The sequence below is a fragment of the Flagellimonas meishanensis genome, assembly GCF_019880545.1.
GTDB classification, from domain to species: domain Bacteria; phylum Bacteroidota; class Bacteroidia; order Flavobacteriales; family Flavobacteriaceae; genus Flagellimonas; species Flagellimonas meishanensis.
In genome coordinates, this window is the sequence record NZ_JAINVW010000001.1 from 880,520 (window position 1) to 892,814 (window position 12,295).

The following is a 12,295-nucleotide window of genomic DNA, read 5'->3' on the forward strand; positions in this document are numbered from 1 at the left end:
TGTAGTTTAGCGAACGCAATCATCTTTTAAAAAAATGGTCGATAACCCCTTTGACGATACTTATTTTATGAAGAGGGCCCTCCAAGAAGCGGAAATTGCCTTTGAACAAGGTGAGGTTCCGGTCGGGGCCGTTGTTACCGTGAACAACAGGATCATTGGCAGGGCGCACAACCTTACCGAACGCTTAAAGGACGTGACGGCCCATGCGGAAATGCAGGCCATAACTGCGGCCTCAAACTTTTTGGGGGGCAAGTATTTGCACGGGTGCACGCTATACGTAACCCTGGAGCCTTGCCAAATGTGTGCTGGGGCACTCTATTGGAGCCAGGTTTCCAAAGTGGTATATGGTGCGGCGGATCTGGAAAGGGGATTTAACGTAATGGGGGGACACCTCCATCCGAAGACGGAAGTTATCGGCGGCATTTTGGAAAATGAGGCTTCCGAGCTTTTGAAGCGCTTCTTCATCCAAAAACGCAACTTGAACTAATAAAAAACCCTGGTCATGAACCAGGGTCTACTCAAAATCAAAATAAAATGTTATCGTCAGATTACCTGCACCTGTGCGGCAACTAATCCTTTTCTTCCTTCTTCTTCTTGGTATTCTACTTTGTCTCCTTCGTGTAATTCCACTCCGTTCAATGAGGTAACATGAACAAAAATGTCCTTTCCGGTTGCGTCGTTGGTAATGAAGCCATAACCTTTGGATTCATTGAAAAATTTTACTGTACCAGTCATTCAAAAAAAATATAATTGTTAAAATGCGAAAGTAGGGTATTTTATGGGGCTTTGTATAAAATGGACATTAAATCTTTTGAAAATTATTGATTTTCAGTTTTTTTACGCTCTTTATCCTGCATTTTTTTAATATTATCATGGGTCAGCATATAATCTTTCATGTTTTTGCCCTTACTTTCCTTGATCAGGAACAGGGGCATGGCTACCAAAAAGAGCCCGATTGTTCCCAAACCTATGCATTTATGGCCCGCAGCCGGCCGGGCTTCCTTGATGGAAAAACCATAGATGATGGAACCAAAGGAGAGCAGCATAATGAGCACGACGATATATTTAAGCTTGAGCCTCATCCTGTATAATTGATTAGTTCCCTGCGATAGGCTGTAAGCAGCTTGGACTTCGAAATGAATCCGATATATTTTCCGTCCTTGATGACCGGCAAATTCCAAGCACCGCTTTCCTGAAATTTTTTCATTACCTGTTTCATGCTATCCTTTCCATAAAAGATTTGTTCCGGGGGGGCATGCATCAGGTTTTCGACGAACACCGAGTCGTAAAGGTCGGTATTGAACATGAAATCCCGGATATCGTCCAAGACAATTATGCCCATTAGCCTTTCGTCCGCATCCAGCACGGGAAAAATGTTCCTTTTGGATTTGGAAACGGAATCATGGAGCATTTGGCCCAGGGACATTTTAGGGCCAACGGCCTTAAAATTTTGCTCAATAACGTCGTCCATTTCCATTAGACCCAAAACCATTTGGTCCTTGTCATGGGTCAATAAGGCGCCAATTTTTGCAAGCTCTTTGGTATAAATCGTATAGTCCAGGGCATTCTTCGTCATAAGGTAGGAGATGGATGCAGTAATCATTAGCGGAACAAACAGTTGGTACCCTCCAGTGATCTCGGCAATCAAGAAAATGGCGGTCAAGGGTGCGTGGATAACCCCTGCAATCAACCCGGCCATTCCGATTAGTGTAAAGTTGCTCTCCGAAACCGCAAATCCGAGCCCAAGATTGTTGATGACCTTGGCGACCACGTTGCCCAGGGCACTGCCCATGACCATGGTAGGGATAAAGATGCCCCCGGCTCCCCCGGCAGCAAAGGTTGTGGTCATGGCAATGGCCTTGAAAATGGTGATGCCGAACAACAGGGCTATGACCACCCAAATGTTATGGGTATAGGAGTCGAAGGGAGTTTTCCCCAAAGCTTTTAAGTGATCCCCGTCGAGAAGGTTGTTGATGAACCCGAAACCTTCACCATACAATGGTGGAATGGCGTACAACATGATGCCGATGGCAATACCCCCTATCAGGAGTTTATATTTTGGACTTTTGAAACGTTTAAAAAAACTGAAAATGGCAAAGTACATCTTGGTAAAATAGATGGATGCAAAGGCCGTGCCCACACCCAAAACAATATAGAATGCCGTGTCTTTCAACTGAAAGCCCTCGGATAACGAAAAATTGAACAATACCTGGTTGCCCAAAAAGAAATAGGAGGTAAGCACTCCTGCAATGGAAGCCAAAAGCAGCGGAAGCATAGACAACATGGTGAGGTCCAAAGTGAATACCTCTACGGCAAAGATAATGGCGGCGATTGGGGACTGGAATATGGAAGAAATGGCACCCGCCGAGGCACAGGCCACTAAAAGCGAACGCGTCTTGGCATCAACACGGAAAAGACGGCTCAAGTTGGAGCTCAACGCCGACCCCGATTTGACGGCAGGCCCCAACAATCCCACAGATCCACCGAAACCAACGGTAAGCGGCGCGGCAATCAAAGGGGTGTAAATATCCTTTACCCGCAGTAGTCCCTTCTTTTTGGACAATGAAAAAATTATGGAAGAAACGGCGTGTTGAAGAGGTTCTTTATGGATGAATTTGACATATAGAAAAACCAATGTCAAACCAATGGTGGGCAGTACAAAGTACAGTTGGTTCTCCGAAAAGATGATGCCCATTTTCAAAAGGGACTCAATGAAATAGGTCAGGTTTTTTAGGGTAACGGCCACCAGCCCGGCCAAAAACCCAACAACCAAGCTCATGATATGCACAAAGGTCTTGTTGGAGATATTTTTGTACCTCCACTTCAGGAATTTTGTGAACAGCTTTTTGTATCTGCTTGGCATATGGTTTAATGGGGATACTTAAATGTATTAAAAAATCTCGCCGAAAGCAGGACAAAAAACTCATAAGTCCAACTTCAGATGCAGTTCTTTAAGTTGTTCTTCATCAATAGTGGCCGGAGCATCTATCATCACGTCCCTACCACTGTTGTTTTTTGGGAATGCTATGAAATCACGTATGGTCTCCTGTCCGCCCAAAATGGCCACAAGTCTGTCCAAGCCAAAAGCAATTCCGCCGTGGGGAGGGGCACCGTATTGAAAAGCATCCATCAAAAAGCCAAATTGTTCCTTGGCCTGTTGCGGGGTAAAGCCCAAATGCTTGAACATGATGGCTTGTGTTTCCTTGTCGTGGATGCGGATGGATCCCCCGCCAATTTCGTTGCCGTTGAGTACCAAATCGTAGGCATTGGCCTTTACGGCACTGGGGTTGGTTTCCAGCAACTCCAACTGACCTGGTTTGGGTGAGGTGAACGGATGGTGCATGGCGTGGTAGGTCCCTGTCTCCTCATCGAGTTCCAACAGAGGAAAATCCACTACCCAAAGAGGAGCAAATTCACTAGGTTTTCTAAGACCAAGGCGTTCAGCCAATTCCATGCGCAGTGCGCTGAGTTGCGCACGGGTCTCTTTTATGCTGCCGGAAAGGATGCAAATAAGGTCACCCGGGTTTGCCCCAGTGAGCTCAGCCCATTTGGCCAAATCTTCCTGATCATAGAATTTATCCACAGAAGACTTATAGGTGCCATCTTCATTGCATTTTACATACACCATTCCCTTTGCTCCCACCTGTGGCCTTTTCACCCAATCAATAAGGCTGTCGATTTCCTTTCGCGTGTATGATCCTGCACTTGGCACGGCTATGCCCACCACCAGTTCTGCTGCGTTGAACACATTGAAATCCCTGTGCTGGGCCACTGCGTTCAATTCGCCAAATTGCATTCCAAACCGGATATCGGGCTTGTCATTGCCATACAGTTTCATGGCCTCATCATAGGTCATTCTTGGGAACGCGCCGATTTCCACACCTTTTATTTCTTTGAGCAAATGTCTGGTAAGTCCTTCGAAGGTATTGAGGACATCTTCCTGCTCCACAAAGGCCATTTCACAGTCTATCTGGGTAAACTCCGGCTGCCTATCGGCCCTAAGGTCCTCATCCCTGAAGCATTTCACAATTTGGAAGTATTTATCCATGCCCCCTACCATCAATAGCTGCTTGAACGTTTGGGGAGATTGGGGCAGAGCGTAGAACTGGCCTTCGTTCATTCTACTGGGAACCAAAAAGTCGCGGGCCCCCTCTGGGGTGGATTTTATAAGATAGGGAGTTTCCACATCTATAAAACCTTGGTCGGAAAGATACTTACGCACTTCCATGGTTACTTTATGCCTGAAGATGAGGTTGTTCTTCACAGGATTCCTGCGGATGTCCAGATAGCGGTATTTCATGCGGATATCCTCTCCACCGTCCGTTTCGTCCTCAATGGTGAAAGGAGGAAGAATGGATTTGTTGAGTACTTTTAACCCATTAACCAACACCTCAATGTCCCCAGTGGGAATGTTTGGATTTTTTGATGCCCTTTCGATAACGTTCCCCACGACCTGAATCACCGTTTCCCTGCCCAGTTCCCAGGCCTGTTCCAGAAGCACTTTGGAAGTCCTGTCCTGATCAAAGACCAATTGGGTGATCCCATAGCGATCTCTCAGGTCTACCCAAACCACAAAACCTTTGTCCCGGATTTTGTGAACCCAACCACTCAACACAACTTCGGAACCGATATCGGATGTCCTTAAATCCCCACACGTATTGCTTCTGTACATAATGCGTTCTATGAAAGGGCAAATTTAAGAGGAATGCGAAAATTTATCGGTAGATATGGGGAATTTCTGCTCTAACAAAATTTTTTGTCTGCTAACTACGTTATAATAAAGCAACCTTAAATTAACATAAAACTTACATTGTGTGCCATAAAAGCCAAAAGAATCATGCTTATAGGCCTTAAACACACAGTTAAATGTTTTATATGGTATTGATAACAAAGTGTTTATGATATCAATGTTAATTTAATGTAAACTAAATGTTACTTTAATATATATTTATAGTAAAATTTAAGTAACTTTACAGTTCTGGTTAAAGATTGTTTTTGAACTTATATCATATACAATGAAGAAAGCGATATTTTTTTTGGCGGTTATGTTTTCGGTTTGCATCCATTCCCAGGATACCGAACCCAAATTCGAAAAAATGGGGAAAATAGTAAAAGCCACCTATTTTCACGAAAACGGTGAGGTAGCCCAAACGGGATATTTGATGAATGGAAAGCTACACGGCCAATGGTTGATGTACGCCTTGGATGGTAAAAAAATTGCTTCCGGCAAGTATGTTGAAGGCAAGAAATCTGGGAAGTGGTTCTTTTGGGAAAATCAAATCCTTAAAGAAGTTGATTATGACGATAACAGGATCGTCAACGTAAAAAATTGGAACCAATCGGAAGTTGTCGCTGTTCAATAGCGGTGAACCTGTGTTCCAAAAAAAGGCCCGACCATTTGGTCGGGCCTTTTTTGTTTCCCATTAAAGCGTTTAAGCCGCTAGGTCCAATTGCTCTTTTTCCGCTTCCAGTTTTTTGAATTGCCTCCTTTTTATCCTAACCTTGATCCGGTAGACCAAACTGAACAGGATGGGCACCACTATCAGCGTTAGGAAGGTGGCTACCAAGAGTCCGTAGATAACGGTCCAGGCCAAAGGCCCCCAAAAGATTACGTTATCACCTCCAAAATAAATGTTGGGGTTGAACTCACTCATCAAAGTGAAGAAGTTGATGTTGAAGCCAGTTGCCAAAGGAATCAATCCCAGGATCGTGGTAATGGCCGTCAACAGAACGGGACGCAATCTTGCCTTTCCACCCTTTACCACGGCCTCAAGAAAATCCTCTGGTTCCAAAAGGTCATCCTCTTCCAGTTCCAGCACTACTTTTTTGCGGTCTATCAACAATTGGGTATAATCCAGAAGTACCACCCCATTGTTCACCACAATACCTGCCAGTGAAATGATGCCCATCATGGTCATCATGATCACAAACGCACTTCCTGTGGCCACAATTCCACCAAAAACACCTATCAAGCTCAAGAAAATGGCCAACATGATGATTCCCGGTTTGGAAATGGAGTTGAATTGGAATATCAAAATGAAGAAAATAAGTCCAAGACCTGTAAAAAAGGCACCCATCAAAAAGGCCATCTGTTTGTTCTGCTCCTCAATTTGACCGGTATAGTCAATGCTGATACCGGAAGGCAAACCTTCAAAGTCATCCATTTCTTCCTGAATTTTGCTGACAATGGCACCTGCATCGGTATAACCCGGGGCCAGGGCGGAGTACACCGTAACCACCCGTTTGGTATCCCTATGCTTTATGGCACTGAACCCGGTGCTGTTCAATTGGTTCGCCACTGCAGAAACAGGTACTTCCTTGATTTGTCCCGAGGACGGGTCCCTGAACGTGATACGTTGGTTAAAGATGGCGCTTGTATTGTAGCGGTTCTCCTCGTTGAAACGAACGTAAATGTCATAATCCTCCCCATCTTCTTTATAGATGCCCGCTTTTGCACCGAAGATGGAGTTACGTAGCTGTTGTCCCACCTGACCTGTGGCCACGCCGAGTTCCCCGGCTTTTTTTCTGTCCACAGCGACCAGCATGGAGGGCTTCGACTTGTTCACGTCAATTTTGAGCTCATCAATGCCCTGGATATTTTTGGAATTGATGAAGTTTCTCATTTCTTCGGCAGTGGCAATGAGCTCTGTATAGTCATCGCCCTCCAATTCTATATTTATGGGATAACCCGCCGGAGGTCCCACGGCATCTTTCTCAACAGAAATGGCCACACCAGGGTACACATCCTTGAGAGCTTCCTGGACCTTTTTCAGCAATTCGTTGCTATCCGCTCCCTCCCTAAATTTATACTCGCGCATGGTGGCCGTGATTTTCCCCCTATGCGGCATTTCGGCAGAGGAACCACCATCGGTTTGTGGATTTCCGGCACCTTCACCAACCTGGGACACGGCACTTTCGGTAAGGAAATTGTAGTCCCCGTGCAAGTACGCATCCTGATTGATGATGGTGTAAACGCGCTGCTCAATGTCTTTGGTGATCTCATTGGTCTTTTTGATATCGGTACCTTCAGGATACTCAATGTATACAATGATCTGGTTCGGGGTGTTGTCCGGAAAGAACTCCACCTTGGTCCTTTGGCTACCAACGGAGCCCCCAAAGCCCATAAAGGCAATAAAGAGCAGAGCAAAGGTTCCAACAGCGATAAAAATGGGTTTTCTGCCCGCAAGGGCATAGCGCAATGTTCTTTCATAAAACTTCTCCCAACGGGGTAAAACCCTATTTTGAAAACCATTGGCCCATCCTCTGAGAAACAGTCGGTATCCCCACAGCAAAATTGCGGTTACCACCATCAGGGTGCCCAAAGCACGATATTCGCCTCCAAAGAGCATTATCAAAATACCAATGGCCGATATGATGGACGTGATGCGGATGATCTGCTTCAATGGCATTTTCTTGTCCTCTGTGGTCATGTAACGGGATACCAATACCGAATTGAAAAAGATGGCCACGAACAGCGATGAGCCCAAAACCACCGACAGGGTCACAGGAAAATAGATCATAAATTGCCCCATGACACCTGGCCACAACCCTAGCGGAACAAATGCCGCCACAGTGGTAAGTGTGGAGATGATAATGGGAAAGGCAATCTCACCGATCCCCTTTTTGGCAGCTTCAATTCTGGACATACCTTCCTCATCCATCAATCGATATACATTCTCCACCACAACGATACCATTGTCCACCAACATACCCAATCCCATGATCAATCCAAACAAGATCATGGTGTTCATGGTATAGCCTAGTGTGTTCAGGATCATCAATGACATGAACATGGACATGGGGATGGCAAAACCAACAAAAAGGGCATTTTTGAACCCAAGGAAGAACATCAAAACGGTAACCACCAAAATGATCCCGAAGATGATGTTGTTCACCAAATCGTCCACTTGGCCAATGGTCTTGGACGATTGATCATTGGCAATGGTAACTTTTAGGTCCTGGGGGAACACGTTTTTGATTGCATCGTCCACGATTACCTGAACCTGCTCGGCTGCAGCAACCATGTTCTTCCCGGCACGTTTTTTCACATCCAGCATCACTACCGGATGTCCGAACTCCCTGGCGTAAGTGGTCTTGTCCTCCTCTTTGAAGGTGACCTCAGCTATGTCCTTCAGGTAGATTGGATTGTCATTTTCTGATTTGACCACAAAGTTTTCGAGATCGCCCGGATCTTCAATCTCACCGACAATACGAATGGTCCTGCGCTGGCCACTTGCTATTAGGTTGCCTGCGGAAGTGGTTATGTTTTCATTGGCAATGGTGTTCACCACATCATTGAAGCTGACCTTGGCAGCCGTCATCTTGTAGATGTCCACCGCTACTTCAACCTCTTTTTCCTGCGCCCCACGAATATCCACTTGCTTTATTTCCTGCAAACCTTCAATCTCATCCTGAAGGTATTCCCCATATTCCTTGAGCTTTTCAACGGGATAGTCCCCAGAAATGTTAATGTTCAATATGGGAAACTCTTCGGACAGGCTGAGGTCAAAAACGTTGGGTTCCACTTTGGCACCGTTAAATGTTGGCCAATCTTCACTGGATGTTTTGGAATCCACTTCGTCCTTTACCTTTTGCAAAGCCCCTTCAACGGTTATCTTCTCATCAAACTCCACGATGATGATGGAATAATCCTCTTGGGATGTGGAAGTGATCTCCACCACATTGCTGACGGTTTTCAGCTCGTCCTCCAAGGGATCTGTAATGAGTTTTTCGATATCCTCGGCGGTGTTTCCTGGATATACAGAACTTATATAGATCTTGGTCTCCTTGATTTCAGGGAAATTTTCCCTGGGCATGCTGAAATAGGCCGATGCCCCAAGAAATAGGATCACCGCGATCAGCACATACATGGTGGTCTTGTTGTCAATAGCCCATGAGGCAAGTCTGAATTCCTTGTCTACACTTTTCTTTTGCTTACTCATAATGTTTGGCTATATGTTGTTCTTGATCTTTACTTGCTGTCCTTCTTTCACGCTTCTTGCGCCTTCGTCGATAATGCCGTCGCCCACATTTACTCCAGAGAGCACCTCCACGTAATCTCCTTGTGTCTTCCCTGTTTTGATGACCACTTTTTTGGCGATGGGTTCAGAGGAAATGGAATCGGCGTCCACCAAATACACGTACTGCTCCCCATCGGCATTTTCCGAAACAATGCTCTGTGGGATCAAAATGGCATTCTCGCTGGTATAGTCGTTGATCATTACCTTGGCGGTCAGATTTGGTTTAATTTTTCCATCATTGCTTGGAACCGGAATTTCGGCTGTGAACGAACGGTTGCTCGGATTGATGAAATTTCCTGTCTGCCTGATCTTGGTTTGCACACTATCCCCCAAAATCGGGAAATAAACACGCACATCTTTACCTGGGGTAACATTTGTTAAATGGCTTTCGGGGACTTCCACTTCAATATACATATTGGAAAGGTTGACTATCCTAAAAACCTCTGATCCCTGTCCAGGAGCTACCACGGTGCCCTGATCTTTGATTACATCGTCGATAATACCTGCAAATGGTGCCCGAATGGTGGATTTTGCGAGCTGGCTCTCCATTTGTTTTACGGCACTTTCCTGGGCCTCATAGTTGGTTTTGGCTTGCAGGTATTGGATTTCGGAACCAATGTTCTGTTCCCAAAGTCTTTTTTGACGTTCAAAGGTGGTCTTGGCAAGTGCTGCCTGCGTCCTCATTTGGGCCAGGCTACTGGAAAGTCCACCATCATCAATGGAGGCCAAAAGCTGTCCTTTTGCCACGCTTTGACCTTCTTTTACATATATGCGATAGAGGGTCCCGGCCATTTCTGGATAAATGAGCACATTTTGCTTGGTCATCACATCGCCCTGCAGTTCCAAATAGTGGTCAAACTTTTGCGGTTGGGCCTGTATGGTGGTCACCAAGGGCAGTTTGGCATTGTCATCCAACTGGGCTATTACGGAATCAAGGGTCTTAAGGTCGGATTCCAACGCTTTTTGCTGTTGGGAAATTTCTGCCTGTTTGGCACGGATTGCCTCCAGGTCCTGTGTGGCAATGACACTTTCCAGGGAATTATTGCCGCTGTTACCACAGGATGCCAAAAGGATTCCGGTAAGTACTATATATATTGTTCGTTTCATGATGGTGTGGATTATGCGTTTATTGATTTAGAATAGTTTCCAGTTCGGTTTTTTTGTTGATCACGGAGACCATGGATTGCAGGTATTCCTGTTGTGTGGAATAAAGCTGTGTTTGGGCCTGTCTTAGCTCAAAACTGGTCGCCAGGCCTTCGGCGTATTTGATTTGGTTCTTGTTCTCTATGCGTTCTGCCAGCTCCAAGTTCTGTTTGGAGGTGCCATATTCCTCAATTGCCAAAATGTAATCGCTTTTGGCGCTTTCCAACTGTAGCCGTATTTGTTCCTGGGCCTCGGTGAATTGGGTCTTGGCCTTTTCCAGGGCAATTTTGGCGCGCTGGGTACTGGCACTTCTTCCCAAGGAACTAAAAATGGGGATACTCAAGTCAAATCCTAGGACCGAGGATTCAAACCAGGGTTGTCCGCTGCTCAGAAAATTGAATCGGTCACTGAAGGAGTTGCCCCCATAGTTTACAAAAGCGTTCAGGGTGGGCAACGCCCGGCTCTTGGCCAACTTCAGCTCAAAGAATCGCTGTTGGTTCAGATTTTGGGCCAGTTTGTAGTCCACGTTGTTTTCAATGTTGAACTCAGAATCCAATAGTCCCAGGTCAATCTGTTTTTTGGTAAGGTCATCTAGATTCTCTGTGAGCAATGTTTCATTTTCAATCGGCAGACCCATGACCAAATTGAGCATTTGGAGTGTGATTTTCTCCAAACGCTGGGCATTCTTCAATTGATTTTCCACTGAGGAAAGTGTTATCTGTAGTTGGTCCACACTTTCTTCATCCCCAAGGCCATTTTCATAAATGCGCTTGGTCTCGTAGAGATTCTTTTCGAGCGTAGCTTTGTTCTTTTCAAAAATGGCAACACTCTCTTTTGCCAAAAGTACATTGCCATAGGCCTCAACAACCGCTTTTCTGACCTCGAGGTCGGTTTTTTCCTTGTTGTTACGACTGTAGCTCAAAAAAGTCTTTGTGGCCTGTACCCCAACAATGTAAGAGCCGTCGAATATTTGCTGTTTCAATGTGGCCGTTGCGGTTGCCGATTGGGGCTGGCCAAACACGACTTCTTCAAAGGTGCCGGGTTCTCCACCAAAAAACTCCGCGGGAATCTGGGCCACGGGCTGGATCAATTGATTTTGGTAACCAATGGCACCCGAAATCTGGGGCAGGCCCGTTGCAATGGTTTCCCATTTTTGCTTTTGGGCATCCACCAAATCCCTTGAGGCATTCATTGCACTGTAGTTATTTTCCATGGCATGGGCAATGGCTTCGTCCAAACTGAAACTGTTGTTGGGAGTGTCCTGTGCCCATGATGACCATGACAATATTATGAGTAAGGTGATAAGGGTTGATCGCATTTATTCTTGATTTGAATTGATGATTGAGTTCAATATTTTCCTACCCTGCGGGGTAACAATGCCCCTGATGTGGTATTCCAGGTAAAAATCCATTAGTTGTGGCATGGAAAAGATGTGTGTTGGGAAAATGTCGTTGTCCTTAATGCAGGTGACCCCTGAAAAATAGATCCTCGCCACAAACTCCACGTTCAGGTTGTCCCTATAGATTCCCATGGCAATACCGCGCTTTATGTTGTCCACCACACACTCCAACATCACCTCGTACTGCCGCTGCTTCAAGGTATTGTGTATCTTGGGATAGTACTTCTGCAGCTGGTACTGGGGTGAGGACTTCTCATCTTTGAGATGGAGCATGACGAATTTTTTTATTTCGTACAGTTCTTCAATAGGGTTTTTTCGTTGGTCCATGATCACATCTATACCATCCGAGATAAAACAGAACAGGTTCAGGGTACATTCCTCCACCAATTGCGTCTTGTTCTCAAAATGGGAATAGATGGTCTTTTTTGATATGCCCATTTCATTGGCAAGATCATCCATGGTGACACTCTTGAATCCAAGATTCAGGAACATGTCGGTTGCTTTTTGTAAAATCTTCTCCTTCATACGGGCCGCTAAAGTAGCGAGGAAACTTTAAAAACAAAAAAAGTTTCCAAGGTTTTACATTTTTTTAACGTATGCCCAACATCTTGTTTTCAAAGAGGCCAGTCCACAAAAGAATGACGAAGCAGGAGTGCCTTTTTGGACCGAGTCATATTTTTGGCATTCAAGCTCCAGAAAAACGATCTGTACTGATGTCGGTGCCTTTGTTCCT

General features: G+C 45.4%; 10 protein-coding genes. 2 read left to right on the top strand and 8 right to left on the bottom strand.

From position 1 onward, the window contains the following. Nucleotides 1–34 precede the first annotated feature (34 nt). Complete coding sequence (locus K7G75_RS03960; protein ID WP_222982925.1) at nt 35–487, top strand: nucleoside deaminase; 453 nt, start codon at nt 35–37, stop codon at nt 485–487. Nucleotides 488–543: 56 nt separating this feature from the next. Here the strand turns inward: K7G75_RS03960 and K7G75_RS03965 are convergent, their stop codons facing one another. The 4 genes from K7G75_RS03965 to aspS all read right to left on the bottom strand — a co-directional run bounded on the left by K7G75_RS03965 (nt 544) and on the right by aspS (nt 4,672). After that, nucleotides 544–735, bottom strand: coding sequence for a cold-shock protein (locus tag K7G75_RS03965; RefSeq protein ID WP_222982926.1), 192 nt, complete (start codon nt 733–735; stop codon nt 544–546). An 83-nt stretch (nt 736–818) separates the two neighbouring features. Further along, nucleotides 819–1,082 carry a hypothetical protein gene (locus K7G75_RS03970; RefSeq protein WP_222982927.1) on the bottom strand — a complete coding sequence of 88 codons (264 nt, stop codon included), beginning with the start codon at nt 1,080–1,082 and terminating at the stop codon, nt 819–821. Next, a complete protein-coding gene (locus K7G75_RS03975) occupies nt 1,079–2,863 on the bottom strand; it encodes a chloride channel protein (RefSeq protein WP_222982928.1) in 1,785 nt (594 codons plus the stop codon). Before K7G75_RS03975 ends, K7G75_RS03970 begins: the two co-directional genes overlap by 4 nt. Nucleotides 2,864–2,923: 60 nt before the next feature. Then, complete coding sequence (aspS, locus tag K7G75_RS03980) at nt 2,924–4,672, bottom strand: aspartate--tRNA ligase (RefSeq protein WP_222982929.1); 1,749 nt, start codon at nt 4,670–4,672, stop codon at nt 2,924–2,926. 424 nt (nt 4,673–5,096) lie between these two features. On the opposite strand from aspS, the gene K7G75_RS03985 reads away from it, so the two are divergent. Continuing rightward, on the top strand, nt 5,097–5,363 hold the full coding sequence (locus tag K7G75_RS03985; protein WP_313777809.1) for a toxin-antitoxin system YwqK family antitoxin: 267 nt from the start codon (nt 5,097–5,099) through the stop codon (nt 5,361–5,363). A gap of 69 nt (nt 5,364–5,432) precedes the next feature. Here the strand turns inward: K7G75_RS03985 and K7G75_RS03990 are convergent, their stop codons facing one another. From K7G75_RS03990 to K7G75_RS04005, 4 genes are read right to left on the bottom strand one after another with little or no spacing between them, the layout of a single operon-like run. After that, nucleotides 5,433–8,942, bottom strand: a complete 3,510-nt coding sequence (locus tag K7G75_RS03990; RefSeq protein ID WP_222982931.1) for an efflux RND transporter permease subunit — start codon at nt 8,940–8,942, stop codon at nt 5,433–5,435. Between the two features lie 9 nt (nt 8,943–8,951). Beyond that, the gene (locus K7G75_RS03995; protein WP_222982932.1) at nt 8,952–10,127 is read right to left on the bottom strand and encodes an efflux RND transporter periplasmic adaptor subunit; all 1,176 of its coding nucleotides are present in this window, start codon (nt 10,125–10,127) and stop codon (nt 8,952–8,954) included. A 19-nt stretch (nt 10,128–10,146) separates the two neighbouring features. Beyond that, the gene (locus K7G75_RS04000) at nt 10,147–11,481 is read right to left on the bottom strand and encodes a TolC family protein (RefSeq protein WP_222982933.1); all 1,335 of its coding nucleotides are present in this window, start codon (nt 11,479–11,481) and stop codon (nt 10,147–10,149) included. Then, nucleotides 11,482–12,087: a TetR/AcrR family transcriptional regulator gene (locus K7G75_RS04005; RefSeq protein ID WP_222982934.1), complete on the bottom strand. Its 606-nt coding sequence runs from the start codon at nt 12,085–12,087 to the stop codon at nt 11,482–11,484. Between the last annotated feature and the right edge of the window lie 208 nt (nt 12,088–12,295).